The organism is Neotabrizicola paludis, assembly GCF_044142105.1.
Classification (GTDB): Bacteria; Pseudomonadota; Alphaproteobacteria; order Rhodobacterales; family Rhodobacteraceae; genus Pseudogemmobacter.
In genome coordinates, this window is the sequence record NZ_JBGTYM010000005.1 from 238757 (window position 1) to 265167 (window position 26411).

24 protein-coding genes are annotated in these 26411 nt (G+C 66.3%); 7 read left to right on the forward strand and 17 right to left on the reverse strand.

Annotated elements, in window-relative coordinates; all coding sequences use genetic code 11:
• Window positions 1-10: 10 nt before the first annotated feature.
• Together ACED67_RS13270 and mce are read right to left on the reverse strand one after the other, a co-directional pair.
• Window positions 11-295: a DUF1467 family protein gene (locus ACED67_RS13270; RefSeq protein ID WP_395542132.1), complete on the reverse strand. Its 285-nt coding sequence runs from the start codon at window positions 293-295 to the stop codon at window positions 11-13.
• Entirely contained in the window at window positions 292-696 is a 405-nt protein-coding gene (gene mce / locus ACED67_RS13275; protein WP_395542133.1) for a methylmalonyl-CoA epimerase, read from the reverse strand. Before mce ends, ACED67_RS13270 begins: the two co-directional genes overlap by 4 nt.
• Window positions 697-914: 218 nt before the next feature.
• Here mce and ACED67_RS13280 point away from each other — a divergent pair, with 218 nt between their 5' ends.
• Window positions 915-1625, forward strand: coding sequence for a response regulator (locus ACED67_RS13280; RefSeq protein WP_395542134.1), 711 nt, complete (start codon window positions 915-917; stop codon window positions 1623-1625).
• A gap of 44 nt (window positions 1626-1669) precedes the next feature.
• On the opposite strand, the gene ACED67_RS13285 is transcribed toward ACED67_RS13280, so the two are convergent.
• The 4 genes from ACED67_RS13285 to ACED67_RS13300 all read right to left on the reverse strand — a co-directional run bounded on the left by ACED67_RS13285 (window position 1670) and on the right by ACED67_RS13300 (window position 5609).
• Window positions 1670-2389: a GNAT family N-acetyltransferase gene (locus ACED67_RS13285; protein ID WP_395542135.1), complete on the reverse strand. Its 720-nt coding sequence runs from the start codon at window positions 2387-2389 to the stop codon at window positions 1670-1672.
• A gap of 63 nt (window positions 2390-2452) precedes the next feature.
• Window positions 2453-3631 (reverse strand): DUF1501 domain-containing protein, encoded by a 1179-nt coding sequence (locus ACED67_RS13290; protein WP_395542136.1) that lies wholly within the window; start codon window positions 3629-3631, stop codon window positions 2453-2455.
• A 2-nt stretch (window positions 3632-3633) separates the two neighbouring features.
• Window positions 3634-5007, reverse strand: a complete 1374-nt coding sequence (locus tag ACED67_RS13295) for a DUF1800 domain-containing protein (RefSeq protein WP_395542137.1) — start codon at window positions 5005-5007, stop codon at window positions 3634-3636.
• 107 nt (window positions 5008-5114) lie between these two features.
• Window positions 5115-5609, reverse strand: coding sequence for a DUF1993 family protein (locus ACED67_RS13300; RefSeq protein ID WP_395542138.1), 495 nt, complete (start codon window positions 5607-5609; stop codon window positions 5115-5117).
• Window positions 5610-5677: 68 nt separating this feature from the next.
• Here ACED67_RS13300 and ACED67_RS13305 point away from each other — a divergent pair, with 68 nt between their 5' ends.
• Together ACED67_RS13305 and ACED67_RS13310 are read left to right on the forward strand one after the other, a co-directional pair.
• On the forward strand, window positions 5678-6310 hold the full coding sequence (locus tag ACED67_RS13305) for an MT-A70 family methyltransferase (RefSeq protein WP_395542139.1): 633 nt from the start codon (window positions 5678-5680) through the stop codon (window positions 6308-6310).
• A 2-nt stretch (window positions 6311-6312) separates the two neighbouring features.
• Entirely contained in the window at window positions 6313-7023 is a 711-nt protein-coding gene (locus ACED67_RS13310; protein ID WP_395542141.1) for a BglII/BstYI family type II restriction endonuclease, read from the forward strand.
• Here the strand turns inward: ACED67_RS13310 and aspS are convergent.
• The 3 genes from aspS to ACED67_RS13325 all read right to left on the reverse strand — a co-directional run bounded on the left by aspS (window position 7020) and on the right by ACED67_RS13325 (window position 10948).
• Window positions 7020-9035, reverse strand: coding sequence for an aspartate--tRNA ligase (aspS, locus tag ACED67_RS13315; protein WP_395542143.1), 2016 nt, complete (start codon window positions 9033-9035; stop codon window positions 7020-7022). The two genes, ACED67_RS13310 and aspS, sit on opposite strands and share 4 nt — an antisense overlap.
• 192 nt (window positions 9036-9227) lie before the next feature.
• Window positions 9228-9851: an aminotransferase class IV family protein gene (locus ACED67_RS13320; RefSeq protein ID WP_395542144.1), complete on the reverse strand. Its 624-nt coding sequence runs from the start codon at window positions 9849-9851 to the stop codon at window positions 9228-9230.
• Window positions 9809-10948: an aminodeoxychorismate synthase component I gene (locus tag ACED67_RS13325; protein WP_395542145.1), complete on the reverse strand. Its 1140-nt coding sequence runs from the start codon at window positions 10946-10948 to the stop codon at window positions 9809-9811. The genes ACED67_RS13320 and ACED67_RS13325 overlap by 43 nt, the downstream gene beginning before the upstream one ends.
• A gap of 240 nt (window positions 10949-11188) precedes the next feature.
• On the opposite strand from ACED67_RS13325, the gene carB reads away from it, so the two are divergent.
• Window positions 11189-14515 carry a carbamoyl-phosphate synthase large subunit gene (gene carB, locus ACED67_RS13330; protein WP_395542146.1) on the forward strand — a complete coding sequence of 1109 codons (3327 nt, stop codon included), beginning with the start codon at window positions 11189-11191 and terminating at the stop codon, window positions 14513-14515.
• A 194-nt stretch (window positions 14516-14709) separates the two neighbouring features.
• Here the strand turns inward: carB and ACED67_RS13335 are convergent, their stop codons facing one another.
• From ACED67_RS13335 to ACED67_RS13355, 5 genes are read right to left on the reverse strand one after another with little or no spacing between them, the layout of a single operon-like run.
• The gene (locus ACED67_RS13335; protein ID WP_395542147.1) at window positions 14710-15669 is read right to left on the reverse strand and encodes an ABC transporter substrate-binding protein; all 960 of its coding nucleotides are present in this window, start codon (window positions 15667-15669) and stop codon (window positions 14710-14712) included.
• 45 nt (window positions 15670-15714) lie between these two features.
• Entirely contained in the window at window positions 15715-16686 is a 972-nt protein-coding gene (locus tag ACED67_RS13340) for an ABC transporter permease (protein WP_395542148.1), read from the reverse strand.
• Entirely contained in the window at window positions 16679-18184 is a 1506-nt protein-coding gene (locus ACED67_RS13345) for a sugar ABC transporter ATP-binding protein (protein WP_395542149.1), read from the reverse strand. The genes ACED67_RS13340 and ACED67_RS13345 overlap by 8 nt, the downstream gene beginning before the upstream one ends.
• Window positions 18181-19320, reverse strand: a complete 1140-nt coding sequence (locus tag ACED67_RS13350) for a Gfo/Idh/MocA family protein (protein WP_395542150.1) — start codon at window positions 19318-19320, stop codon at window positions 18181-18183. The genes ACED67_RS13345 and ACED67_RS13350 overlap by 4 nt, the downstream gene beginning before the upstream one ends.
• Complete coding sequence (locus ACED67_RS13355; protein ID WP_395542151.1) at window positions 19317-20375, reverse strand: sugar phosphate isomerase/epimerase family protein; 1059 nt, start codon at window positions 20373-20375, stop codon at window positions 19317-19319. Before ACED67_RS13355 ends, ACED67_RS13350 begins: the two co-directional genes overlap by 4 nt.
• Before the next feature lie 139 nt (window positions 20376-20514).
• Here ACED67_RS13355 and ACED67_RS13360 point away from each other — a divergent pair, with 139 nt between their 5' ends.
• The gene (locus ACED67_RS13360; protein WP_395542152.1) at window positions 20515-21513 is read left to right on the forward strand and encodes a LacI family DNA-binding transcriptional regulator; all 999 of its coding nucleotides are present in this window, start codon (window positions 20515-20517) and stop codon (window positions 21511-21513) included.
• A 60-nt stretch (window positions 21514-21573) separates the two neighbouring features.
• On the opposite strand, the gene ACED67_RS13365 is transcribed toward ACED67_RS13360, so the two are convergent.
• Window positions 21574-22176: a VPLPA-CTERM sorting domain-containing protein gene (locus ACED67_RS13365; protein ID WP_395542153.1), complete on the reverse strand. Its 603-nt coding sequence runs from the start codon at window positions 22174-22176 to the stop codon at window positions 21574-21576.
• A gap of 497 nt (window positions 22177-22673) precedes the next feature.
• Between ACED67_RS13365 and ACED67_RS13370 the strand changes: the two genes are divergently transcribed.
• The gene (locus ACED67_RS13370; protein ID WP_395542154.1) at window positions 22674-24032 is read left to right on the forward strand and encodes a DEAD/DEAH box helicase; all 1359 of its coding nucleotides are present in this window, start codon (window positions 22674-22676) and stop codon (window positions 24030-24032) included.
• Here ACED67_RS13370 and ACED67_RS13375 read toward each other — a convergent pair.
• Window positions 24025-24477 carry a hypothetical protein gene (locus ACED67_RS13375; protein ID WP_395542155.1) on the reverse strand — a complete coding sequence of 151 codons (453 nt, stop codon included), beginning with the start codon at window positions 24475-24477 and terminating at the stop codon, window positions 24025-24027. The two genes, ACED67_RS13370 and ACED67_RS13375, sit on opposite strands and share 8 nt — an antisense overlap.
• A 326-nt stretch (window positions 24478-24803) precedes the next feature.
• Here ACED67_RS13375 and ACED67_RS13380 point away from each other — a divergent pair, with 326 nt between their 5' ends.
• A complete protein-coding gene (locus ACED67_RS13380; RefSeq protein ID WP_395542156.1) occupies window positions 24804-25397 on the forward strand; it encodes a thymidine kinase in 594 nt (197 codons plus the stop codon).
• On the opposite strand, the gene ACED67_RS13385 is transcribed toward ACED67_RS13380, so the two are convergent.
• The gene (locus ACED67_RS13385) at window positions 25394-26347 is read right to left on the reverse strand and encodes a DMT family transporter (RefSeq protein ID WP_395542157.1); all 954 of its coding nucleotides are present in this window, start codon (window positions 26345-26347) and stop codon (window positions 25394-25396) included. The two genes, ACED67_RS13380 and ACED67_RS13385, sit on opposite strands and share 4 nt — an antisense overlap.
• Window positions 26348-26411: the final 64 nt, after the last annotated feature.

Below are 26411 nucleotides of genomic sequence, written 5' to 3' on the forward strand. Positions count from 1 at the left end.
GGCAGAGGCCTTACTGATCCGCCGTGACCGGCGCTTCAAGCCCGAAGACGTTCAGGTCATCCACCGTGAAGCGGCCCGACAGGATCACCCAGGTCAGCACGGCGAAGATCACCGTGGCAAAGCCCGTCGCGATCAGCGCGCTTCGGCCGACATCCTCGGTCGCAGGCGCGCCGGCATGGGTGCCGGGCACGATCTCGCCCGCTTCGCCTTGGGTGCGGGTGCGCACCATCAGCACGATGTAAAAGGTCAGGAACCAGGTGACCGAGAACAGGACGATGGCGCCGGTGATGTTCATACCTGCTCCAGTTCAACCAGACAGCCGTTGAAATCCTTCGGGTGCAGGAACAGGACCGGCTTGCCATGCGCGCCGATCTTCGGATCGCCCGACCCCAGAACCCGGGCGCCCTGTGCCTTCAGCTTATCGCGCGCGGCCAGGATATCCTCGACCTCATAGCAGATGTGATGGATGCCCCCGGCCGGGTTTTTCTCAAGGAATCCAGCGATCGGAGAGCCTTCGCCCAAGGGATAGAGCAATTCGATCTTGGTGTTCGGCAACTCGATGAACACCACCGTCACGCCATGATCCGGCTCGTCCTGCGGCGCACCGACCTTGGCGCCAAGCGTGTCGCGATACTGGGCCGAGGCCGCCGCAAGATCGGGCACGGCGATGGCAACATGGTTCAGGCGTCCGATCATGGGCGTCTCCTGGCTGGAAGCTGCGGCCCGCGTGGGGCGCTTTCCCTGCTTATCGCCCCAGCCGCCCCGGCGGGCAAGGGGGCGTGCCGCCGCAGCCCGCCCGACCAAAGCAGGGGATCGCGCGCTGCCGTTAACCTGCAATTCACCCTGCCCTGCCTAGACTGGCCGATGGCGCGCGTCCCGGTTCGGCACCCCGCCCGCAGCGAAAGGCCCCTGCCATGCCCCGCCCCGACGACCTGCCCGATCCCAGCTTCTTTGGTCCCGCGCTTGCGCTGCGTGGCGCGCTGCCCCTGCAGGGGCTGACCATCCTTGCCGTCGAAGACAGCCGCTATGCCTCGGACGCGCTGCGCCTGATGTGCCAGCGCTCCGGCGGGCGATTGCGCCGGGCCGACAGTCTTGCTGCGGCCGAGGCGCATCTGCGCTGCTACCGGCCCGATGTGGTGATCGTCGATCTGGGCCTGCCCGATGGCCGGGGAGAGGCGCTGATCCATAGCCTTGCCGTCCAGAAACGTGCGGTCGTGCTGGGCACCAGCGGCGATCCCGATGGCCGCGCCGCCGCGCTGGCCGCCGGGGCGGCAGGGTTTCTGGACAAACCCGTGCCCGGCCTGGCCATCTTCCAGGCCACGATCCTCGCCCATCTGCCGGGGGCCGAGATGCGGCCCCCTCCCTTTCCCGGCGAAGTGCGGCCCGATCCGCTGGCCCTGACCGACGATCTGCTTCAGGCGGCCCGGGCGCTCGAGGCCGGGCCATCGCCTGCCGAACGCGCCTATCTTGCGGGCTTCGTCTCGGGCCTGGCGCGCCAGGCCAGCGATCAGGCGCTGGACAGCGCCAGCCGCGCCATCGGCGACCCCTCGGTCAAGGATGCCCAGCTTTCCACCCTGTTGCGCGACCGGATCGCCCGGAACGCCGCTTTCCGAGACAGCGCCTAGGGCGGAAGATTTCGCCCCGCCCCGATGCCCAAGCGCCCGGTTGTTCAGTCCCGGACCGCCGGGTCCGACCCGGCCCGAACCAGCCGCGTCAGATCGGACAGGCGTTCGCGCTGCCGCCCTGCCGCGTCGAAATTGGCGGGCGACAGCCAGGCCTTGAACGCCTCGGCCAGCGCTGGCCATTCGCTGTCGATCACCGAAAACCAGGCCGAATCGCGGTTGCGGCCCTTGACCACCAGATGCTGACGGAAGATGCCTTCATAGCTGAAGCCCAGCCGCTGCGCCGCCCGGCGCGAGGGCAGGTTCAGCGCATTGCATTTCCATTCATAGCGCCGGTAGCCAGCCGCGAAGGCCCAGCCCATCATCAGCGCCATCGCCTCGGTCGCGGCCACGCCGCGCTGCATCTCGGGTCCGATGCAGATATGGCCGACCTCGATCGACCCGGCCTCGGGCGCGATGCGCAGGAAACTGGCGATGCCGCCGCAATGGCCGGTCGCGCGGTCGCGCAGCACGAAGAAGCGCGGGTCTTCGCCCGCCTCGCGCTCCTTGGCCCAGCGGTGATAGGCCGCGGCCGAGGCGAACGGGCCATAGGGCATGTAGTCCCACAGCGCGTCATGGCCCGAAAAGGCGCGGAACAGATCGGCGGCATGGGTATCGGCCGACAGAGGCTCCAGCCGCACCCAATGGCCCTCCAGCGGCTCATCTCCCGGCCGCGGCGGCACCGACCAGCCGCTCACCACCTGTCCCAGCCGCGCCGCGTCATCCATTGAATGCCATCCCTGACCGCTCTCGCGGGCAGGCTAAGCGCAGGCCCTGCGCCCTGCAAGATGCTAGAGGATCAGCCCCTTCGCCCCTTCGGCCCGCAGGCCTGGAAACACCGCCCGTTCCAGAACCGCCCGGTCCAGCCCGTAAAGCTGCGCCATGGCATGGGCCGCCCAGGCCCGCACATCGCTGGTGGGCATCAGGTCGCGCCCCTCATACAGCGCGCGCTCGCCCAGGCCGGGCCAAGCGCCAAGAACCTGCCGGCCCTTCACCGCGCCCCCCGCCGCCACCATCAGCCCGCCCGTGCCATGGTCGGTCCCGGCCGAGCCGTTTTCCCGCGCTGTCCTGCCGAATTCCGTCATCGCCAGCAATGCGGTGCGGCCCCAGACCTGCGGGCCAAGCTGCGCCTTCATCCGCAGGATCACCTCTTGCAGCCGGGTCAGCGGGCGGCGCAGCGCATTGCTCTGGCCCTTATGCGTGTCCCATCCGGTCAGGGAAAAGGCCGCGATCCGGGTCTCGCCGGCCAGATGCCCGGCGACGAAATCGACAAGCTGCGTCACGCCGCCCGCTTCGTCGTCCTCTGCCATTCCCATCGGGCCGCCTTGCGTCAGGGCCAGGGCCTCGGCCACGGCCTCGCGGAACAAGGGGTCGTCATGCGCCACATGTTCCAGGAGCAGCCGTCCCTGCACTGACAGCGCAAGTTCCTGATCCGGCGCCCAGTTTCGCACCTCCGCTGCGCCGGAAAGCACCTTGAGCTCGTCGCGCCCCACCGCATAGGCGGTCTCGGCCTGCACCCCCGGCACCGCCTGCAACATCCGGTTCAGCCAGCCATCGCGCACCGCGCCCAAAGGCACATCCGCCCCGGTCCCGGCCTCCAGCATGTCCTGCCCGTCGAAATGGCTGCGCTTGTCGCGATAGGGGGTCGATGTCGCGTGGACAAAGCCCAGCTCGCCCGCCTGCCACAGTGGCAACAGCCCCTCAAGCGCGCCATGCATCTGCCAATCGCCGGACCCCAGCGCCAGGGCCGGGCTGGCCAAGAGGCCGGGCCGCAGCCCGGCATAGGCCGGGTCAAAACGCGGCTGCACCACATCCAGCCCGTCCATCGCGCCGCGCAGGATCACCACGATAAGCCGGTTCTCGCCCAGCGCGGGCGCGCCCTGCGCCAGCGTCACGGTCGACAGGAAGGGATGCGCCGCCGCCGAACAGGCAATGGCGCCGAAGCCCCGCAGAAAGCCACGCCGATCCATTGCTATCTCCTGTTGAAAGCAGGGCTGGCCAGCACCAGCCCCACCGCCTCGCGCTGGCTTTCCGACGCGCCGACCGCCCAGACCAGCCCAGCCTCGGCCTGGCTGCCCAGCGCCCGCGCGACAAAGGCACGCGCCTCGGGCAAGGCAGGCGCCAGCCGCTCCGGCGCGGCCAGCGCCCAGTCGATCCGCGCCGCCATGCCCTGCGGCGTGATCCAGGCCTCGGCCTCTTCCTTCCAGCCATCCGGGCCGGGGGCCATCTGCCAGGGCTGGCCCATGGCGGCCAGCGGATCCAGCAGCAGGGAAAGGAAATCCGCCTCTTGCAAAGCCATGATCTGCGCCCCTGTCACACCCAGCGCCCGCAAAGCCGCCACCGTGAAATCAAAAGGTTGCCGTACCTTCTGCGCCTCGGGCACCCAAGAGGCCGGATGGGCCAGCAAGGCGGAAACCACCGCCCCCAGATCTCCCTCCGTCCGCAACCATTCCGCCTCAAGCGCCGCCACCAGCGCCGGGTCGGGCGTATCCGAGGTGAAATGCACCGCCAACTTGCCCGCCAGATGCCGCGCCGTTTCCGGCCGCACCGCCAGATCGGTCAGCGCCCGCAGGATCGGGGCCACGCCCTCGCCGCCATAGGTGACGCCCAGAACCTGATCATCGCCTGGCTCGACCCGCGCCGCGTCAAAGGCATAGCCGCGCTCGGGCACGAAGGTCAGCCCGGTCAGCAATTCCGCCATCTCGCGCACATCATCCTGCGTATAGGCCGCCCCCACGCCCAGCGTATGCAGCTCCAGAATCTCCCGGGCGAGATTCTCGTTCAAACCCTTGCCGCGCTTGGCCCCGCGTTTCGAATTCGGCCCCAGAGAATTGACCTGATCCAGATAGATCAGCATCGCCGGATGCAGCGTCACCGCTTGCAACATCGTCGCGAAAGGCGCGGTCAGGTTGGGCCGGATCGCCTCTTCCACCAAAGCCGAGGGCCAGGCGTTCTGGGTGCGATTGCGCGGCGTCACGGTGAAATGGTCGGCCCAGAACGCGACCAACCGCTCGCGCAGCGGGGTTTCGCTGTCGATCGCCCGGGCATAGGCGGCCTGCGCCGCCTTCAGGCCCAGCGCCTTCGTCGCCTTGACCGCGCGCCGTTCGGCCTTGGTCGCGGCCTTCGCCGCGCCCGCATCCTCTCCCGCCGCCTTGCGCGCCTCGCGGGCAGCCTTGAAATCGCGCAGATGCGGCAGGATCTCGGCCGTGCCATGGGCGGGCCAGGTCTGCGCCATGACATCGGGGCCGCGCAGCCCGGCCATCAGGGCGTCGGGCCCTGCCTGTCCCGCCGCGGCGGGCAGGCCATAGGCAAAGCGAAAGGCGGCGATTTCGGCAAGATCGGACATGGTCCTGCGGCATCTACTCTCAGCCGCGCGGTCACGGCCCTGTCTTCTGCGATCCTAGCCCGGCCTATCGCCGCCCGCATGTCACCAAGCCGTGTGCAGAGCGCGACCTAGCTTTCGGGCAGGCGATAATCGGCGGGGTAAAGATGAATGCCATCGTAATCCTCCTTGCCCAGCGCCACCCCTGCCGCGCGCAGGGCCGCATAGCCCATGGTCATGTGGAAGAAGAAATTCGGCAGGCCGAACAGATAAAGGAACTGCTCCGCCGTCTGGTCGATCTCGGCAAAGCCCGCGCGATGGCGGATCACCCGCGCCTCGGCGCCGTCGAATTCGGCGGGCTTCATCGCCCCCAAGACAGCCCGCGCCACCGCCAGCCGCGGCCCGAGGCCCGAAGGCAGATCGGGCACGTCGCGCCCCGCCAGTGGGCAGGTCACCCGCATCGCAAACCCCGCCGCGGTGGCGAACTGCCAGCGCGCCGAGGGCATGTCGGCCAGGGCCGCATCAAGGGCATCCGGCCCGGCCAGCGCCACGATGTCGCTGATCCGCGACAGGTAGTGGCGAAACACCGGGACGGTGGCCGTGAAGATCGGTGGATTGGCGTTCATTCGGCCTTTACTTCTGTTCCAGCATTGTTCACCTTGATCCGTTCAGGGGTTCCCGCAAGATGTTGGACATGGGTAGCACAGCCGCACAAGACCTGCGCCGGTTTCTCAATGGCGACCGTTTCGGCTGTGTCATGGCCGACCCGCCTTGGCGGTTCGAGAATCGCACCGGAAAGGTCGCGCCCGAGCACAAGCGCCTGTCACGCTATCCGACGATGACGCTTGAGGAAATCTGCGCACTGCCGGTGGCGGAACATCTGGAAGATCGCGCGCATTGCTATCTCTGGGTGCCCAACGCCTTGCTCCCGGACGGTCTGAGGGTGCTTTCAGCCTGGGGTTTCGACTACAAGTCAAACCTGATCTGGCACAAGGAGCGCAAGGATGGCGGCTCGGACGGGCGTGGAGTCGGCTTCTACTTCCGCAATGTGACCGAGGTGATTCTGTTCGGAACGCGCGGGAAGAACGCCCGCACGCTCTCGGCTGGGCGGCGCCAGGTCAACTTCCTGTCGACGCGCAAGCGCGAGCATTCCCGCAAGCCGGACGAGCAGTATGACATCATCGAAGCCTGCTCTTGGGGTCCCTATCTCGAAATGTTCGGGCGCGGCGTGCGCGACGGCTGGACGGTCTGGGGCAATCAGGCTGACGCCGACTACAAGCCCAGCTGGAAGACCTATTCCTATAATTCCGGGATGGCGGCTGAGTAAGGATGACGCGCGGGGCTGACGCCGTTTTCGACGACGACGCCTTTGCCGCCGAAGTCTTCGACGACGCGCTCCTCGCCAGATATTCGGTCAAAAGCTATCGAAGCGCCACGGCCGTCCTGCGCCAGAGAGCGCCACAGGAACTTGCCGCGATCCTTGCAGTGCTGCGGCAATTCACCATTTCGCAAACGGAAATCCGCTCGCCGGGCGGGAATCGCATGTCCGCGACCGAGCGTTTCGGCGATCTGGCAAGATCGGCGGGTTTTCATGAAGAAGTGCGCATCGAAGCCGATCTTCTCGTCAAGTTGCGCGCTGGCAAGGGCAAGGAGCCGCCGCTGATCGCCGAGATGCGGCGCGATGACTTCATCCACAATCACATGGTCGATTTCTGGCGCGGCCGGGTGGCCTTCGACTATGAATGGAACAGCAAGGACCAGACCTACGACCGCGACCTCTACGCCTTCCGCAGCTTTTTCGAAGCCGGGGTGATCGATGTCGGTGTCATCGTGACCCGTGAATTGTCGAATGGTTTCTTCAAATCTCTTGGGTATTGCCTGGACAAGCAAGGCATCGAGACGACCGAAACTGTCGCCGCGAAGTTCGGCGCAAGCACAACCGGCACCCACAAGCTGATCAGCCGCATCGCCGCCGGCCGCAGCGGAGGATGCCCGGTTCTGGCCATCGGCATCCTCCCCGGCAACATCACCGCCGATTAGCTGTCCTTCGGCACGACCCGCAACTGCAACTCGCGCAGCTGTTTCAGCGTCGGCTCGCTGGGCGCGTTCATCAGCAGGTCCTCCGCGCGCTGGTTCATCGGGAACATGATGACCTCGCGGATATTCGTCGTATCCGCCAGCAGCATCACCAGCCGGTCGATCCCCGCCGCACAGCCGCCATGCGGCGGCGCGCCGTATTTGAACGCCTTGACCATGCCGCCAAAGCGCTTGTCGACCTCGGAATTCGGATAGCCCGCCAGTTCGAAGGCCTTGTACATGATCTCGGGCTTGTGGTTGCGGATACCGCCCGAAATGACCTCATAGCCGTTGCAGGCCAGATCATACTGATAGGCATAGACCTTCAGCGGATCACCATTCAGCGCCTCGAGGCCCCCCTGCGGCATCGAGAAGGGGTTGTGCGAGAAATCGATCCCGCCCTCGTCGGTCTTCTCATACATCGGGAAATCGACGATCCAGGCGAAGCGGAAGCAATCCGTCTCGGTCAGCCCCAGCTCGCGGCCAATCTCGTTGCGCGCCCGGCCCGCGACGGGTTCGAACACTTCAGGCTTTCCGCCCAGGAAGAAGACGGCATCGCCTTGCTCAAGCTCAAGTTGCTGACGGATTGCTTCAGTTCTTTCCGGTCCCAAAGCCTTAGCAATCGGACCGGCGGCCTCGAAGTCGCTGAAGTAGGCATTGAATAGCAAGGCGGCGCGCCGGAAGTTTCCTGCATCAACTGCGTCTTTGTACTTCCGAACCGCTTCCTCTTCCGCGATCAGCTGAGGAGTCAGATCATCAACCAGCTTGCGAGCTGCCTTCGAAAGCTCATCGAAGGCAGAGCCACCATAGTTGGTCTTCTCAATTGCTTCCATGGTAGCAGCGAGGGGCTTCAGTATTTCGACACCGAGCTGCAAGGCGCTCTTCTCGCGTTGGCGCCAGAAGATATAGCCCATCCCCGGCAGGCCTTCCTTCTGCGCGAAGGCATTCATCCGGTCGGCAAACTTGCGGCTGCCGCCGGTGGGCGCGGGAATGGCGCGCACCTCGGTGCCCTCATTCTCCAGCAGCGAGGCGAAGATGCCGAAGCCCGAGCCGCGGAAATGCTCGCTCACATCCTGCATCCGGATCGGGTTGCGCAGGTCGGGCTTGTCGCTGCCATACCATTTCAGGCTGTCGCGATAGGCGATCTTCGGCCAGTCGGCATGGACCTTGCGGCCCTTTCCGAAATGCTCGAACAGGCCCTGCAGCACCGGCTGGACGGCGGCGAAGACATCCTCCTGCTCGACAAAGCTCATCTCGACATCAAGCTGGTAGAAATCGGTCGGGCTGCGGTCGGCGCGCGGGTCCTCGTCGCGGAAACAGGGCGCGATCTGGAAATAGCGGTCGAACCCCGCCACCTGGATCAGCTGCTTGAACTGCTGCGGCGCCTGCGGCAGGGCATAGAACTTGCCCGGATGCAGACGCGACGGCACCAGAAAGTCGCGCGCGCCTTCGGGGCTGGAGGCGGTGATGATCGGGGTCTGGAATTCGGTGAAACCCTGGCTCCACATCTTCTCGCGCAGCCAGCGCACCACGTTACTGCGCAGCATCATGTTCTGATGCATGCCGTCGCGGCGCAGGTCGAGGAAACGGTAGGTCAGCCGCGTCTCTTCCGGGTATTCCGTCTCGCCAAAGACCGGCAGCGGCAACTCGCCCTCGACCGCGCCCAGAACCTCGACGCCCAGCGCATAGACCTCGATCTCGCCGGTCGGGATCTTCGCGTTCACCAGGCTCGCATCGCGGGCCTTCACCCGCCCGTCGATCCGCACCACCCATTCCGACCGCACCTTCTCCAGCGCGGCAAAGGCCGGGCTGTCGCTGTCGGCCAGCACCTGGGTGATACCATAATGGTCGCGCAGGTCGATGAACAACACGCCGCCATGGTCGCGCACCCGATGGACCCAGCCCGAAAGCCGGACGGTCTCGCCCACATGGGCCTTGTTCAGCGCGGCACAGGTGTGGCTGCGATAGGCATGCATCGTCGATCCCCTTCCGAGGGCAGAAATTCCATCGCGCCGATAGAGCGCCCCGCCCTGGTGAAGTCAACCCCGGCCGTTGCACCAGACGGCTGGCGGCGAATGCCTCTGGCGCGCAGATTTGGATCAGGATGAAACGAAACGCCTCACCCCGTCATCTTGGGCACAGATGCGCCCCGCGAAGCGTCCGCGCCCTCAGCCTGCGCCGCCCCGGGGCAAGAAGCGCGCCGGGATCAGCCCGCGCAGAGCATTGCCGACCCACAGCCGCACCTGCGGCAGATCGTCGGACAGCAGGACTTCTTCCTTGCAGGCCAGCTCTGCGCGCAGCACCCCCGGCAACAGGCCGCAAGACAAAGGCGGCGTCCGCATGCCTTGCCCCCGGTCGAAGAAGACATTGGTGATCGTCCCCTCGCAAACCTCGCCGCGCTGGTTGATGAACAGGACCTCGTCCAACGCCTCCGGCAGCGCCGCTCGCGTCGCATCATAGAGACCGCGCCGGGTCGATTTCACCGACAGCCAGGGATCGCCCGATGAAAGCCGCGCCGCCGCCAGGCCGACCCGCCATTCCGGCTTGGCTTGCGGCAGGGGATGCACCTCCCAGGCCACCCGGCCTGCGCGCCCCAGCGTCAGCCGCAGCCGCGCCGGATGGTCCGGTCCCGGCAGAACGACCTCGGGGCAGTCCCAGCCCAAAAGCCCCGCCGCCCGCGTCAGCCGCGCCAGATGCAGCGGCCAGCGCGGCGCGCCGCGCCCGTCCCAGAGCACCGTCTCGATCAGCCTCAGCCCTTGATCGAGGCCGCCTTCACGAAGCGCGCTTTCCACAGCGCCTCCTCCCATTCGCCCGCAGCGGTGGATTCATGCACCACGCCCCCGCCCACATTCATCACGATCTCATTGCCCGTGACCGAAAGCGTGCGGATCGCCACGCTGAAATCGGCGCTGCCATCCGGCGCCATCCAGCCGACCGACCCGCAATAGACCCCGCGCGGGGCGCGCTCGACCTCGCGGATGATCTCCATCGCCCGGATCTTCGGCGCGCCGGTGACCGAGCCGCAGGGAAACAGCGCCGCCATCAGTCCGGGCAGCGTCGGCGGCGCGGCAAGCTGGCCTTCCACGGCCGAGACCATCTGATGCACGGTCGCATAGCTTTCCACCGCATAGAGCGCGGGCACCCGGACCGAACCCACCTCCGCCAGCCGGGAAATGTCATTGCGCAGCAGATCGACGATCATCAGATTCTCGGCCCGGTCCTTGGCGCTGGCCAGAAGCTCGGCCTTGAGCGTCGCATCGGCGACCGGATCGGCATCGCGCGGCCGCGTGCCCTTCATCGGCCGCGCCGCGATCCTTCCCCCGGCATCGAGGCTGAAGAACAGTTCCGGGCTGCGCGACACGACCACCGGCCCGACGCCCAGATCGACAAAGGCGCCATGGCCCACGGCGCCCGTGCGCCGCAAGGCGCCGTAAAGGCCCAGAGCCGTGCCCGAGACCAGCCGCGAGCGCATCGGGAAGGTCAGGTTGACCTGATAGCAGTCGCCCGCCGCGATATAGGCCAGAACCTTCGCCATCGCCCCGCCATAGGCCCGCCGCCCGACCCCCGGCACCGGCGGCAGCATCGCGCTGGCCTGGCCTTCCTCGGCCGCCTGCGCCAGCGTCGGCACGGCATCGCCCGGCGGGCCAAAGACCCCCAGCGCAACCAGCGGCCCCTGCCGCCGCCGCGGCATCAGGTGCCGCAGCTTGGGCTCCAGCGCATAGCCCGCCTCATAGGCGACATAGCCCGCGATCCAAGCCCCCGCCGCCCGCGCCGTCTCGGCCCGCGCCAGCGCGGGGGCGACCTCGGCCGGGGCCTGGGCGAGAATCACCTCTTCCGGCCGGTCGAACACGACCGGGGCACCAAGCGGGCCATATTCCAGCAGGATCACCCCGAACCTCCCATCACTTGACGCCAGTTAGGCCGAATGCTGCGCGCAGGCCAGCGGTTTTGCGACGGCCCGCTCCGGTGCGCCGACAGGCCCTGCGGCGCCTGGTACGTTTCTTCACAGAAATCTGCAAAACCCTTCGAAGGATTCCGCGTCCCGCCTTGTCGCCCCTTTGCCCCTTGCGCCCCTGCCGCTTCGCTCTTAAACCCCCGGCAATTTGCCGACAGCCAAGGGGGCCCAGACATGCCGAAGCGGACAGATATCCACTCGATCATGATCATCGGCGCAGGGCCCATCGTCATCGGCCAGGCCTGCGAGTTCGACTATTCGGGCGCCCAGGCCTGCAAGGCGCTGCGTGAGGAAGGCTACCGGGTCATCCTGGTGAACTCGAACCCCGCCACGATCATGACCGATCCCGGTCTGGCGGATGCGACCTATATCGAGCCGATCACGCCGGAAGTCGTCGCCAAGATCATCGAGAAAGAGCGCCCCGACGCCATCCTGCCCACCATGGGCGGGCAGACCGGGCTGAACACCGCGCTGGCGCTGGCCGACATGGGCGTCCTCGACCAGTTCAACGTGGAACTGATCGGCGCCAAGCGCGATGCCATTGAAATGGCCGAAGACCGCAAGCTGTTCCGCGAAGCGATGGACCGGATCGGGCTGGAAAACCCCAAGGCCACCATCGTCGCCGCGCCCAAGGCAAACGGCAAATATGACATCGCCGCCGGCGTCCGCCAGGCCATGGCCGACCTGGAACAGATCGGCTTGCCCGCCATCATCCGCCCCGCCTTCACGCTGGGCGGCACCGGCGGCGGCGTGGCTTATAACCGCGACGATTACGAAGCCATCGTGCGCTCGGGGCTCGAAGCCTCGCCGGTGGCGCAGGTTCTGGTCGACGAGTCGCTGCTCGGCTGGAAAGAATATGAAATGGAGGTCGTCCGCGACAAGGCGGACAACGCGATCATCGTCTGCTCGATCGAGAATGTCGATCCGATGGGCGTGCATACCGGCGACTCGATCACCGTCGCCCCGGCGCTGACGCTGACCGACAAGGAATACCAGATCATGCGCAACGGCAGCATCGCTGTCCTGCGTGAGATCGGGGTCGAGACCGGCGGCTCCAACGTGCAATGGGCGATCAACCCGAAAGACGGCCGCATGGTCGTGATCGAGATGAACCCGCGCGTCTCGCGCTCCTCGGCGCTGGCCTCCAAAGCCACGGGCTTCCCGATTGCGAAAATCGCCGCCAAGCTGGCCGTCGGCTACACGCTGGACGAATTGGACAACGACATCACCAAGGTCACGCCCGCCAGCTTCGAGCCGACCATCGACTATGTCGTCACCAAGATCCCGCGCTTCGCCTTCGAGAAATTCCCCGGCTCCGAGCCCTTCCTCACCACCGCGATGAAATCGGTGGGCGAGGCCATGGCCATCGGCCGCACCATCCACGAATCGCTGCAAAAGGCCCTGGCCAGCCTTGAGACCGGCCTGACCGGCTTTGACGAGATCGCCATCCCCGGCGCCCCCGACCGCGCCGCCATTTCCAAGGCGCTGTCCCAGGCCACGCCCGACCGTCTGCGCGTCATCGCCCAGGCCATGCGCCATGGGTTCGCGGATGACGAGATCCAGGCCATCACCGCCTTCGATCCCTGGTTCCTCGCCCGTATCCGCGAGATCATCGACACCGAGGAAAAGATCCGCCGCGAGGGCATGCCGGTCACGGCCGAGGCCATGCGCGCCCTCAAGATGCTGGGCTTCACCGATGCCCGCCTGGCCAGGCTCACCGGCCGCGACGAGGGCCAGATCCGCCGCGATCGCCGCAGCCTTGGCGTCACGGCGGTCTTCAAGCGCATCGACACTTGCGCCGCCGAATTCGAGGCCCAGACCCCCTATATGTATTCCACCTACGAAGCCCCCGCGATGGGCGATGTGGAATGCGAAAGCCGCCCCTCGGCGGCGAAGAAGGTCGTCATCCTGGGCGGCGGCCCCAACCGCATCGGCCAGGGCATCGAGTTCGACTATTGCTGCTGCCATGCCTGCTTCGCGCTGACCGCGGCGGGCTATGAAACCATCATGGTCAACTGCAATCCGGAAACCGTCTCGACCGATTACGACACCTCGGACCGGCTGTATTTCGAACCACTGACGCTGGAACATGTGCTGGAAATCCTCCGGGTCGAGCAGGAAAACGGCACCCTGCACGGCGTGATCGTCCAGTTCGGTGGCCAGACGCCGCTGAAACTGGCCAATGCGCTGCATGAGGAAGGCATCCCGATCCTTGGCACCACGCCCGATGCCATCGACCTTGCCGAAGACCGCGAACGCTTCCAGCAGCTCCTGCACAAGCTTGGTCTCAAGCAGCCGGTCAACGGCACGGCGCGCAGCCGCGACGAGGCCTTCCGCGTCGCGGCGCAGGTCGGCTATCCGCTGGTGATCCGGCCTTCCTTCGTCCTGGGCGGCCGCGCGATGGAAATCATCCGCGACGACGCCCAGCTTGAACGCTACATCACCACCGCCGTGCAGGTTTCGGGTGACAGCCCGGTCCTTCTGGACAGCTATCTGGCGGGCGCGATCGAGGTCGATGTCGATGCACTCTGCGACGGGCAATCCGTCCATGTCGCGGGGATCATGGAACATATCGAGGAAGCGGGCGTCCATTCCGGCGACTCGGCCTGCTGCCTGCCGCCCCATTCTCTGTCCGCCGAGACCATCGCCGATCTCAAGCGCCAGACCGTCGAGATGGCCCGCGCGCTGAATGTGGTCGGGCTGATGAACGTGCAATTCGCCATCAAGGATGGCGTGATCTACGTTCTCGAAGTGAACCCGCGCGCCTCGCGCACCGTGCCCTTCGTCGCCAAGGCGACCGACAGCGCCATTGCCTCCATCGCCGCGCGGCTGATGGCAGGCGAGAAACTGTCGACCTTCCCGCAGCGCGCCGCCTACCCCGCCGGTGTCGGCCCCGACACCGTGCTGCCGCTGGCCGATCCGCTGACGCTGGCCGATCCGCAGACACCGTGGTTCAGCGTGAAAGAGGCCGTGCTGCCCTTCGCCCGCTTCCCCGGCGTCGACCCGCTTCTGGGGCCGGAAATGCGCTCGACCGGCGAAGTCATGGGCTGGGACCGCAGCTTTGCGCTGGCCTTCCTCAAGGCGCAGATGGGCGCGGGCATGACCCTGCCCGAAGGCGGCCGGGTGTTCCTCTCGGTCAAGGACATGGACAAGTCCGAGGCGCTGGCCGCCGCCGCCCGCGACCTGGTCGCCATGGGTTTCGAAGTGATCGCCACCCGCGGCACGCAGCTTTGGCTGGCCGAACAGGGCGTCAAGGCCGAACTGGTCGCCAAGGTCTATGAAGGCCGCCCGAACATCGTCGACCGCCTCAAGAATGACGAGATCGCTTTGGTGATGAACACGACCGAAGGCACCCAGTCGATCAGCGACAGCCGCGACATCCGCCGCGTCGCGCTGATGGACAAGATCCCCTATTTCACCACGGCAGCCGCCAGCATTGCCGCCGTCGCGGCGATGAAGGCGCGGGGCGAGGGGTATGGGGTCAGGACGTTGCAGGGATGAGGCGCGGCCCCCGGCTTTGCCGGGGCGAAAACGCTCCAGTGTAGCGTTTTCAGCGCCAAACGGCCCGACGCAACGAGGAGCCGACAATCCATGCCAGCCCCGCAACCGCACCAGGGCCGAAAAGCCGAGATATGAAAGGGGCTATCCCCCAAAGCAAAACCCCCGGCCTTTCGACCGGGGGTTCCTTTTCCCGCTCAGAACGGGCTGTCGGGGAAGTAGAAGCGTTCCGCATTCTCCGGCGTGATCAGGGTCGAGCCGATGATGAAGCGGCCATAGACCGGCGTGTCCGACACGAAACGCAGCGCCGTCATCTCGATCGCGGCCGAGATCAGGGCCGGCGGATAGGTCACATCCACCGGAAGCTGCGGGTCCTTGTCCATGATCCGCTTGACGATTTCCTTCATCCCGGCGCCGCCGATGATCCACATCTCCTCGGTCCGACCGGCCTGGGCGATGGCTTCCATCACGCCGATCGCCATATCGTCATCCGCCGCCCAGACCGCGTCGATCTTGGGGTATTTCGACAGGAAGTCCTGCATCACGGTGAAGGCGTCGTCGCGGTTCCAGTTGCCATGCTGCATGTCCAGGATCTCGATGCCCGACCCGTCGATGGCCTTCTGGAAGGCGTCCACCCGCTCATTGTCCAGCGTCGTGGGAATCCCGCGCAGCACCACGACCTTGGCGCCCGACGGCAGGTTGGCCTTGAAATACTCGCCTGCGACCCGGCCGAACGCGGTGTTGTCGCCCGCGACATAGAGATCCTCGATCCCTTCGACCGACAGGCCCCGGTCCACCACCGTCACCCATTTCCCGGCATCCTTCACCGCCTTGACCGGCCCGGTCAGCGGCTCGGATTCGAAAGGCAGCACCACCAGACCGTCGATGTTGCGGGTGGCCAGCATATCCTCGATGTCATCCACCTGTTTGCCCGGCTCGCCCGCCGTGGCCAGCACGAATTTGACATTCGGATAGGTCGCTTCCAGCCGGGCGATCGACTGCTGGGCATGCCAGTTCAACCCGCCCATGAAACCATGCGTGGCCGAGGGGATCGACACGCCGATGGTGAAGGTCTGGTCCTGCGCCAGAACCGGGCGCGCAGTGGTGGCGGCGGCGGCGACGGCAGCGGCGGCCCCAAAGAACTGTCTGCGTTGCATCTCTCATTCCTCCCATAAAAAGCCGCTTCTCCTGCGGCAGTTACCCTACCGCCCTTCGGCGGAAGACTTTCCCCGTTGCAGCACAACGGCGAGAACGATGATGACCCCCTGGATCGCGCCGTTCAGATAGGGCGAGACCAGATCGGCCAGGTTCAGGATGTTGTCGATCAGCGACAGGATCAGCACGCCCACCACCGTGCCCCAGACCCGGCCATAGCCGCCCTTCAGCGCAGTGCCGCCGATGATCACGGCGGCGATCGCCTCCAGCTCCCACAACAGCCCGGTCGAGCCCGAGGCCGAGCCGAGGCGGGGGACGTAAAGAATGGTCGCCAGCCCGACCAGCAGGCCAAGGACGACATAAGTCAGCAACTGCACCCGCTCGACCTTGACCGCCGAATAGCGCGCGACCTTCTCATTCGATCCGATGGCTTCGGAATAGCGGCCAAAGCGGGTGTGACGCATCACCACCTCGCCCAGCACCGCCACGATGGCAAAGACGATGATTGGCCAGGCCACGCCGAACAGCCCGTCATAATAGACCGGACGGTAGAATTGCCGCGCCTCGAAATCCAGCGACAGCGTGCCGCCATCGGCGATCCAGGTCACCAGCGACCGGAAGATGCCCATCGTGCCCAGCGTCACGATGAAAGGCTCGATCCTGACCTTGGTGATCAGGAAACCATTGGCGAAGCCCGCCAGCAGCCCCACCAGCAGCGCCACGCCCATCCCGGCCAGAACCAGGGGCACGCCGATGCCCAGGGTCGGGATCAGCGCATTCATCGCCAGGATCATCATCCCCGCGATGAAGGCCGCCATCGAGCCGACCGACAGGTCGATGCCCCCGCTGGTGATGACAAAGGTCATCCCCACCGCGATCATGCCGATAAAGGCCGACCGGGCGAGGACATTGGTGATATTGCCCGCCGAATAGAAATTCTCATTCAGATAGGCGCCCAGCGCGATCAGAAGGATCAGCGCGGCCAAGGGGCCGAGGGTCGACAAAGACAGGTTACGCATCCTCGGGAGCCTTCTCTTCGCTTGTGCCCATGACCAGCCGCACCACCGCGGTCTCGGTGATTTCCGTCCCTTCCAGCACGCCCGCCACGCGGCCCTGCCGCATGACCAGCACACGGTCCGACAGGCCCAGGATCTCGGGCATGTCCGAGGAGATGACGATCACCGACAGGCCCTCGCGGGCCAGCCGGTCGATGAAATGGTAGATCTGGCTCTTGGTGCCGATATCGATGCCGCGCGTCGGCTCGTCGATGATCACCACCTGCGGTTCGGGCAGCATGGTCTTGGCCAGCAGGACCTTTTGCTGGTTGCCGCCCGACAGGTTGCCCACCGCCATGTCGCGGCGCGGGGCGCGGATGTCGAAATCGCCGATGGCCTTGGTCAGTGCCGCCTCTTCCGCGGGGCGCGAGATCAGCGGGCTGCCGAACCGGTCCAGCGTCGACAGGGTCAGGTTCTCGCGCAGCGTCTTGGTCAGCAGAAGGCCGCGCTCCTTGCGGTCTTCGGTCAGATAGGCGATGCCCTGCGCCGCCGCATCTGACAGCGACCGCAGGCTGACCGGCCGCCCGTCGCGCAGGATCGTGCCGGTATGCGCGCGCAGCCCCACCAGGCCTTCCGCCAGCTCCGTCCGCCCCGCACCGACAAGGCCCGAAATTCCAAGAACCTCGCCGCGCCGCAGGGTCAGGGTCACGCCCTGCACAAGGGGCGGCACCGCGACATCGCGCGCCTCGAACACCACCGGGCCGAACGTGTCGCGGCGCGGCGGGAAAATGTCTTTCAGATCGCGTCCGACCATGGCCGTCGCCATGCCGTCTTCGGTCAATTCGCCCCGCAGCGCGCGCCGCACCACAGCGCCATCGCGCAGAACCGTGATCCGGTCCGCAAGATGATCCACCTCGTCCAGCCGGTGCGAAGTGTACAGCAGCGCCACACCCGAGGCCCGCAGACGCTCGATCTGCCGGAACAGGATCTGCACCTCGCGGCCCGTCAGCACCGCCGAAGGTTCGTCCATGATCAAGACGCGGGCCTTGCGCGACAGGGCCTTGGCGATTTCCACCATCTGGCGGTCCGACACTGGCAGGTCGCGGATGCGCGCATCGGGCGAGACGCGGCATTCCAGCTGGTCCAGCAGCGCCTGCGTCGCCGCGCGCATCGCCTTGTGATCCAGAAGGATGCGCCCCATCTCGCGACCCAGCCAGACATTCTGGGCGACGGTCAGGTCGGGGGCGAGGTTGAATTCCTGATGGATCACCACGATCCCCGCCGCCTCGGCCTCGGCGCCCGAGCGGAAGGGAGCGGGCGCGCCATCCAGCAGCACCTGCCCCGATGTGGGCGCCAGATAGCCGCCCAGGATCTTCATGATCGTCGACTTGCCCGCCCCGTTCTCGCCGATCAGGGCATGGACCTCGCCCGGATGCAGGGCAAAGTCGATGCCATGCAGGATCTCGATCGGGCCAAAGCTCTTGCGCACATCCGCCAGCGCCAGGGCGGGGACCTGACTCACAGCGTCACCCAGGCCGCATTGCGCTTGGCCGACTGGACGCAGGCCTCGACGAAGCGCATCCCCGCCAGCCCGTCCTTCAGCGTCGGATAGACAACCTCTTCCGGCACTGCTTCGCCCGCATCCCGCGCCCGGATCGCCCGCGCGGCCTCGGAATAGATCGTCGCAAAGGCCTCCAGATAACCTTCGGGATGGCCGCCCGGCACGCGGCTTACCCGCTGCCCCGCCGGATCGGCCCCGGCGCCATTGCGGGTCAGCAACTGCTTCGGCTGGCCAAAGGCCGTGAACCACAGCCGGTTCGGGTCCTCCTGCGCCCAGTCCAGCCCGCCCTTCTCGCCATAGATCCGCAGCCGCAGCCCGTTCTCATTGCCCGGCGCAACCTGACTGGCCCAGAGCATCCCTTTGGCCCCGCCCGCATAGCGCAAAAGGACATGCGCATTGTCATCCAGCCGCCGCCCCGGCACCATCGCGGCCAGATCGGCCGCCAGCGCCTCGGGCTCCATCCCGCTCACGAAGGCGGCGAGGTTATAGGCATGAGTGCCGATATCCCCCAGCGCGCCCCCTGCCCCCGACCGCGCCGGATCGGTGCGCCATTCCGCCTGTTTCGACCCCGTGGCCTCGGCCGCCTCGGTCAGCCAGTCCTGCACATATTCCACCTGCACCAGCCGCAACCGGCCCAGATCGCCGCGCGCCACCATGGCGCGGGCCTGCCGCACCATCGGATAGCCGGTGTAATTATGGGTCAGGATGAACAGCGCCTGCGACGCCTCGGCCACCTTGGCCAGCTTCTTCGCCTCGGCCATGGTCGCGGTCAGCGGCTTGTCGCAGATCACATGGATGCCGCGTTTCAGGAACTCGATCGCCGGGCCCGCATGCATGTGGTTCGGCGTCACGATCGCCACCGCCTGCACGCCGTCCTTGCGCCGCGCCTCGCGCTGCGCCATCTCGCGATAATCGCCATAGCAGCGCGCCGGGTCCAGCCCCAGCGCCGCGCCCGAGGCTTTCGCCTTCTCGGGGGTCGAGGACAAGGCCCCCGCCACCAGCCGGTATTCGCCATCCAGCCGTGCCGCGATCCGGTGCACGGCGCCGATGAACGCCCCCTGCCCGCCGCCCACCATGCCAAGCCTGATTTCCGTCATGGCTGCAACCCCAGCATCCTGCGGTTGGCGGCCCGGTCGGTGCCCGCCCCCGCGAAATCGTCAAAGGCCTTTTCGGTCACCCGGATGATGTGATCCTCAACGAAAGCCGCACCTTCCCGTGCACCATCCTCGGGATGCTTGAGACAGCATTCCCATTCCACCACGGCCCAGCCGTCGAAGCCGTATTGCGTCAGCTTCGAGAAGACGCCGCCGAAATCGACCTGCCCGTCGCCCGGGCTGCGGAACCGCCCGGCGCGGTCGACCCAGGATTGGAAACCGCCATAGACCCCCTGCCGCCCGGTCGGGTTCAGCTCGGCATCCTTGACGTGAAACATGCGGATGCGCTGGTGATAGATGTCGATATTCGCCAGGTAATCCAGATGCTGCAAAACGTAATGGCTGGGGTCGTACAGCATATTGGCCCGCGCATGGTTGCCCACGCGGTCAAGGAACATCTCGTAACTCGCCCCGTCATGCAGATCCTCGCCGGGATGGATCTCGTAGCAGACATCCACGCCGCATTCCTCGGCATGGTCCAGGATCGGGTGCCAGCGCCGGGCCAGCTCGTCGAAGGCCTCTTCCACCAGTCCCGCCGGGCGCTGGGGCCAGGGATAGACATAGGGCCAGGCCAGCGCACCGGAAAACGTGGCATGCGCCGTCAGCCCCAGCCGCTTTGACGCGGTCAGCGCTTTCCTGACCTGATCCACCGCCCAGGACTGCCGCGCCGCCGGATTGCCCCGGACCGCAGGCGCGGCAAAGCCGTCAAAGGCCGCATCATAGGCCGGATGCACCGCCACCAGCTGGCCCTGCAAATGCGTCGACAATTCGGTGATCGCCACCCCCGCCTCGGCGCAGATGCCCTTCACCTCGTCGCAATAATCCTGCGAGGCGGCGGCCCGATCGAGATCGAACAACCGCCCGTCCCAGCTTGGAATTTGCACGCCGCGATAGCCCAGACCGGCCGCCCAGCGGGCGATGGCAGGCAGCGAATTGAACGGGGCCTGGTCGGCGGCGAACTGGGCCAGGAACAGGCCCGGCCCCCTGATCGTCTGCATCTGCTCCTCCCCAGGCGCAATGTAATCGGTTGCAAGCAGGATAGACATCGAATGTAATCGGTTGCAAGATGATTCCTTGCCGGGAATCGCGACCAAGAACGCGATTGAGCGGCGCGGCTCTCCAGCGTAGGAGAGGGGCATGAAAGACGGACGTCCCAGGATCAGCGATGTGGCCCGGCTTGCCGGGGTCTCGACCGCCACGGTCAGCCGCGCCCTGTCCAATCCCGATGTCGTCAGCGAGGAAACCCGCGCCGCCGTCCAGGCCGCGATTTCCGAAACCGGCTACCGGCTGAACCACGCCGCGCGCAACCTGCGCCACCGCCGCACCGGCGGCATCGTGGCGCTGGTGCCGAACCTGGCCAACCCGTTCTTTTCGCAGATCCTTTACGGCATCGATTCCGTCCTTGGTCCTGCGGGATACAACCTCCTGATCGCCGATACCTCGACCAATGGTGCCGCGCGGCTGCTGGACTATGCCGAACCGTCCCGCGCCGACGGGCTGATCGTCCTTGACGGCGCGCTGCCCGCCGCCGCGCTTGTGGGCCGCGTGCCCGTGGTCGAGGCCTGCGAATGGATCCCCGGCCTGGCCGTGCCGCGCGTCAAGATCGGCAACCGCGCCGCCGCCGGCCTGGCCGTCGACCATCTGGCCGATCTGGGCCACCAGCGCATCGGCCATGTCGTCGGACCCGAGGGCAATGTCCTCAGCATCGCACGGCTGGCCGGGTATCACGAGGCGCTAGCGCGCCGCGGCCTGAGCGCCGCACCCGATGCCGTCTATCCCGGTGACTTCTCGCTCGATTCAGGCCGCGCCGCCGCCGCCCGCTGGCTTGACCAGCCCAGGGCCACTCGGCCTACTGCCGTCTTCCTGGCCTCAGACGCCATGGCCTGCGGCTTCATCGGCGAGGTGCAGCGCCACGGGCTGAAAGTGCCGCGCGACGTCTCTGTCGTCGGCTTCGACGATATCGAACTGATCGCCCATATCGCCCCCCCGCTGACCACGATCCGCCAGCCGCGCATGCAGATCGGCCAGATCGCAGCGCAGCGCCTGCTGCGAAGGCTGGCGGGCGCGGAAGAGGGACCGCTCGACACGGTCCTGCCGGTCGAACTCGTGATCCGCGCCAGTACCGCCTCGCCCTGACCGTCAACGAAAACGGCCGCCGCAATCTCTGCGACGGCCGTGCTGTTCCGTGATTCTGGATCAGGCGCGCGTCTTGCGACGCCGCGCCACTGCACCCAGGCCCAGAAGTCCCGCACCCAGCATCAAGGCCGAAGCCGGCAGCGGCACGGGCGCCACGGTCGTTTCATAGCTGAGCGACACTTTGAACTGGTCAAGATCTGCCGTGAAGCTCACGTCATCACCGAAGAACACGCCGACATCCAGCGCGCCGTCGCCGGCAAGGCTGGCGAATGTGGCGGCGTCAATCGCCAACGGCAGCGAGAAAGCACAGTTGTTGAAGTTGAAGCTGTTGTCTACCGCGCCCGGGATCGCGGTGGAGCCGTTGTTGGACGGGCCATCACAGCTGAAGAACCCCTGCGAGATGCTGTCGAACAGGACCTCGAAATTCTCATCCTCGCCCGTAAACGCGCCGCTGAGATCAAGGCCCGGTGTCGCCCCGCCCAACGTCGTAATTGTCACCACCGCGCCACCGATGAAATTGGAGATGCCGCTGAAGGTGAAGGTGAAATCCTGACCAACGCTGGTCAGGGTGCCGATCTGCTCAACCGTAACGGGTGCTGCCTGGGCAGCGCCGGCGGCAAGGGTAATCGCACCTGCGGTCACCGCCGCCTTGAAAGCTTTCATGATACCCTCCCTGGGTTTTGAAATTCAGTTTCGGTTTCAGGTCTTTTCGCCACATGTCCCGCCGTAATGGCGCAACCAAAAGCTTCTTGTCGTCGTAACGCAGGAATTTGGGCCGGGAACACAATGCAGTCACAATTGAGTGAAGAGAGGGGTCAGAATCGGGGCAAAATCAAGGCTCAAAATATACAGGCATGAAAACAACCGTCACGTGCTGTCTTCAAACTGGAAACCACGATAGCGGGCGCCAGGTCTCTGACACCGGAAGACCTTCGGATGACGTTTGGAAGACGTTTGGAAGACAATCGGAAGATGCCTCGCCAGCTTGACTTTTCGTGGCATTTGCCCCATCTCCCGCTCAGTCCGAAGCCCGTGCCGCGTGAGCACCTGAAGGCCCGGACTTAGGTTCCCACCATCACGCAGGGGCGCCGCGGGCGGCACGGCAACCGGGGTTTCCCCGGGGGCGAGGGTCGCCTGCCCTTTGACGATATGGACGGAGCATGACGACTTTCGCATCCCTCGGGCTTTCGCCCAAGATATTGACCGCGCTGGAAAAAACCACGCTCAAGACCCCCACGCCGATCCAGGCCCAGGCCATCCCGCATATCATGCAGGGCCGCGACCTCATGGGTCTGGCGCAGACCGGCACCGGCAAGACCGCCGCTTTCGGCCTGCCGCTTCTGCACCGCATCCTCGACATCGGCCATCCGCCGGGTCCGAAGATGATCCGCGCCCTGATCCTGGCCCCGACCCGGGAATTGGCCTTGCAAATCAAGGAGAACCTGGAAACCTTCACCAAGGGCACCCCGGTCAAGGTGCTTATGGTCGTGGGCGGCGCCTCGATCAACCGGCAGACCGCCTCGCTGTCGCGCGGGGCCGATGTTCTGGTCGCCACGCCCGGCCGCCTGATCGACCTTCTGGAACGCGGCGATGTCAGCCTTGAGAAATGCGGCTACCTCGTTCTCGACGAGGCCGACCACATGCTCGACATGGGCTTCATCCATTCCCTGCGCCGGATCGCCAAGCATATTCCGCTGAAGCGCCAGACACTTATGTTCTCGGCCACCATGCCCAAGGACATCACCGAAATCGCCGACACCTATCTGCGCGACCCGGTCAAGGTGCAGGTCGCCCCCCCCGGCAAGCCCGCCGAGAAGGTGACGCAGGGCGTGCATTACATCCCCAATGGCGACAAGGCGAAGCTTCTGGAAGACTATCTCAAGAAGCACCCCGGCGAGCAGGCGCTGGTCTTCTCCCGCACGAAGCACGGCGCCGACAAACTGGCCAAGGTCTTGGGACAATGGGGATTTCGCGTCGGCGCCATCCATGGCAACCGCAGCCAGAACCAGCGCGACCGCATCCTGAGCGAATTCAAGGCGGGCGAGGTCGACGTCCTGGTCGCGACCGATGTGGCCGCGCGCGGCATCGACATCCCGACCGTCCGCCATGTCTACAACCACGACATGCCTAATGTGCCGGAAAACTATGTCCACCGCATCGGCCGCACGGCACGGGCCGGGGCGGAGGGCTCCAGCATCAGCTTCTGCGCGCCCGCCGAAATGGGCGAACTGCAGGCGATTGAGAAACTTCTGAAAAAGCCGTTGCCGGTGATCGGTGGCGCGCCCTGGGCGGCCGATGTTGTGGCCGCGGCACCCAAGCCCGGCCAGAACCGCGGCGCGCGGCCTCAGGGCGGCGGGCGCCAGGGCCAGAAGATGTCCAGCAATCCCGCCAAGGCCGCCGCCAAAGCGGCCGGGAAACCGGCAGGCCGTCCGCAGCCTTCCCCGCAGGGAAGCCGCCCCCAGGGGCAAAAGGCCCGTCCGCAGGGCGGCGCAGGGGTGCCGCGGCGGCGGCCTAGCTGACCTCGTCCTCGAGGTTCAGCTTCATATCCAGAAGCACCTGCTGCAGCGCCAATGTCTCGCGCAGCAGGCGTTTCGCCTCGTTCACCGTGATCTTGCCATCGCTGATCGCCTGATTGTACTCGCTCATCAGCGTGGCAAAGCGCTGCGCCAGTGCGACCACGTCCTGATTGACGCCCTTTGACGCCGCCATCCGCTTATCGCCGTCATAGGACAGGGTGATGCCCCGCAGATCGGCCAGCGCCTCGGTCACATGCGGAAAGCGCGAGGCGGCCTCAAGCTGGGCCACCACGTCGATGGGCATGAAACGGTCGTCATGTTCCTCGCTGTCCGAGTAGTAGCGCCCGAGCGTCGCCTTGGACTTGCCGGTCAACTGGCAGGCGGCCTCGATCCCGACCTCCTTGACCAGCGCCTCGGTATGTTTCTTCAGATAGCTTTCCGTGGACATTCGCGCCTCCAGCCCCCGCGCCGCTGGCGGACTGGGGGAAATCACATCGACTTTTCCCATTAATATCAGGAAAGCGCTTTGTCATGATTAAAGCGTCCCAGCAGGTGCCGGGGCGGTAACGAGTTGCCGGTGTCCCCAGCGCCGGTGGGGTGGGGGTCCGTCGTCAGGCTTGCAGCAGAACCTGCGGCGGACCCGTCTTTGCGCCAGGAACGGCCGGATTCCGCGCCGCCGTCCCTGCCAGGCGGGCCGCCGCCCCCCACCCCTTTTGCCCATGGCCACAGTGCTGGGCGCTTGATCTGCCCCCGTGCGCGCCTTAGGGCAGGCGCATGGCCAAGCTCTATTTCCACTACTCGACAATGAACGCGGGCAAGTCGACCCTGCTCTTGCAGGCCGCGCACAATTACCACGAAGGCGGCATGCAGACCTATCTGGTCACCGCCCGGCTGGACAACCGCGCGGGCGAGGCGCGGATCGGCAGCCGCATCGGCATCGGCGCCCCGGCCGACACATTCGCGCCCGGCGAAGACATGTTCGCCAAGCTGGCGGCGCGCTTGGCGCGCGGGCCGGTCGCCTGCGTCTTCATCGACGAGGCGCAGTTCCTGTCGAAAGAGCAGGTCTGGCAGCTGGCGCGCGCGGTCGATGACCTGAAGGTGCCGGTCATGTGCTACGGGCTGCGGGTCGATTTTCAGGGCAATCTCTTTCCCGGCTCGGCGGCCCTTCTGGCCTGGGCCGACGAGATGCGCGAGGTGCGCACCATCTGTCATTGCGGCAAGAAGGCCAGCATGGTCATCCGCCGCGGCCCGGATGGAAAGGCGCTGAAAGACGGCGATCAGGTGCAGATCGGCGGCAACGAGACCTATCAGAGCCTCTGCCGCAAGCATTGGCGCGAGGCGGTGGGCGACCGCGAGGCGCAGGATTAGGCGCGCTCCGGCAGCTCCCCGGCGGATCCTGCCTCCTGCACCCTGGCGCGCAGCGCGATCATCCCCCCCGCCAGCGCGATCAGCGCCATGCCGATCCAGGCCAGCGGCGTCAGCAGCTCGCCCCAGATGATCCAGGCCCAGAAGGCCGACGCTGGCAGGATGACATATTCGATCACGCTGGCCCGTCCGGCATCGGTGATCTGATAGGCCCGGATCATCAGCCCGACGCCCAGCAGCGATCCCGCCGCCTGAACGAAGGTCCAGACCCAGAACTCTGTCCCCGGCCAGACCGGACCGCGCAGCAGAAAGGCCGCCGGTCCCTCGGGCAGCGCCTGGGGGAACAGGGTCAGCGCCGCCATTCCGACAACTCCGATCAGCCCCAATGCGCCGAAGAATCCGGCAAGCAGCACTTCGGCAGGCTCGCCCTCGCACCATTCGCGCGTGGCGATATTGCCCAGCGCATAAAGCGCCCCTGCGGCAACCGGCAGAACGGCGGCCAACGACGCCTCGCCCAGAACTTCCGGCCCCAGCACCAGCACGACCCCGGTGAAACCCAGCGCCACGGCGATGATCCGCACCGGGCCGATCTGGTGGCCATAGGCCAGACGCGAGATCAGCAGCACGAAGATCGGCGCGGTGAACAGCCCTGCCGCCACCAGCGCGACCGGCAGAAAGGCCAGCGCGCCGAAATAGATCACCATGGCCGCGCCATGGATGGACGAACGCGCCACCACCGCGCCCCAGCGCCGCGGCTTGAGATCCAGCCCAAGGATCCACGCGGCCAGCAGCAGAAGCGGCAGCGCCATGGCGCTGCGTGCGGCGTGGAACTGCCACAGCCCGGACTCGCGGGCGATGACCTGCACGAAATTGTCGGTAAACCCGATGATCGCGGCATAGACGAGGATCAGCCCTGCCGCAGCCAGTGTCCGGTCAGGTTTGGCTTGTGTCATCTGGGTCTTCCGGCCGGGGCTGCGTCATCTTCGGCCTTTGCCCGGCAGTGAAGCCTGATAGGCT

Excerpts from the sequence above, each read along its gene's own strand:
- ACED67_RS13270 (WP_395542132.1), bottom strand. The coding sequence starts at position 295 with ATGAACATCACCGGCGCCATCGTCCTGTTCTCGGTCACCTGGTTCCTG.
- ACED67_RS13385 (WP_395542157.1), bottom strand. The coding sequence starts at position 26,347 with ATGACACAAGCCAAACCTGACCGGACACTGGCTGCGGCAGGGCTGATC.
- ACED67_RS13280 (WP_395542134.1), top strand. The coding sequence starts at position 915 with ATGCCCCGCCCCGACGACCTGCCCGATCCCAGCTTCTTTGGTCCCGCG.
- ACED67_RS13355 (WP_395542151.1), bottom strand. The coding sequence starts at position 20,375 with ATGCAGACGATCAGGGGGCCGGGCCTGTTCCTGGCCCAGTTCGCCGCC.
- ACED67_RS13290 (WP_395542136.1), bottom strand. The coding sequence starts at position 3,631 with ATGGATCGGCGTGGCTTTCTGCGGGGCTTCGGCGCCATTGCCTGTTCG.
- ACED67_RS13305 (WP_395542139.1), top strand. The coding sequence starts at position 5,678 with ATGGGTAGCACAGCCGCACAAGACCTGCGCCGGTTTCTCAATGGCGAC.
- ACED67_RS13350 (WP_395542150.1), bottom strand. The coding sequence starts at position 19,320 with ATGACGGAAATCAGGCTTGGCATGGTGGGCGGCGGGCAGGGGGCGTTC.
- ACED67_RS13340 (WP_395542148.1), bottom strand. The coding sequence starts at position 16,686 with ATGCGTAACCTGTCTTTGTCGACCCTCGGCCCCTTGGCCGCGCTGATC.
- ACED67_RS13380 (WP_395542156.1), top strand. The coding sequence starts at position 24,804 with ATGGCCAAGCTCTATTTCCACTACTCGACAATGAACGCGGGCAAGTCG.
- ACED67_RS13375 (WP_395542155.1), bottom strand. The coding sequence starts at position 24,477 with ATGTCCACGGAAAGCTATCTGAAGAAACATACCGAGGCGCTGGTCAAG.
- mce (WP_395542133.1), bottom strand. The coding sequence starts at position 696 with ATGATCGGACGCCTGAACCATGTTGCCATCGCCGTGCCCGATCTTGCG.
- ACED67_RS13370 (WP_395542154.1), top strand. The coding sequence starts at position 22,674 with ATGACGACTTTCGCATCCCTCGGGCTTTCGCCCAAGATATTGACCGCG.
- ACED67_RS13365 (WP_395542153.1), bottom strand. The coding sequence starts at position 22,176 with ATGAAAGCTTTCAAGGCGGCGGTGACCGCAGGTGCGATTACCCTTGCC.
- ACED67_RS13335 (WP_395542147.1), bottom strand. The coding sequence starts at position 15,669 with ATGCAACGCAGACAGTTCTTTGGGGCCGCCGCTGCCGTCGCCGCCGCC.
- ACED67_RS13360 (WP_395542152.1), top strand. The coding sequence starts at position 20,515 with ATGAAAGACGGACGTCCCAGGATCAGCGATGTGGCCCGGCTTGCCGGG.
- aspS (WP_395542143.1), bottom strand. The coding sequence starts at position 9,035 with ATGCATGCCTATCGCAGCCACACCTGTGCCGCGCTGAACAAGGCCCAT.
- ACED67_RS13285 (WP_395542135.1), bottom strand. The coding sequence starts at position 2,389 with ATGGATGACGCGGCGCGGCTGGGACAGGTGGTGAGCGGCTGGTCGGTG.
- ACED67_RS13295 (WP_395542137.1), bottom strand. The coding sequence starts at position 5,007 with ATGTCCGATCTTGCCGAAATCGCCGCCTTTCGCTTTGCCTATGGCCTG.
- carB (WP_395542146.1), top strand. The coding sequence starts at position 11,189 with ATGCCGAAGCGGACAGATATCCACTCGATCATGATCATCGGCGCAGGG.
- ACED67_RS13310 (WP_395542141.1), top strand. The coding sequence starts at position 6,313 with ATGACGCGCGGGGCTGACGCCGTTTTCGACGACGACGCCTTTGCCGCC.
- ACED67_RS13300 (WP_395542138.1), bottom strand. The coding sequence starts at position 5,609 with ATGAACGCCAATCCACCGATCTTCACGGCCACCGTCCCGGTGTTTCGC.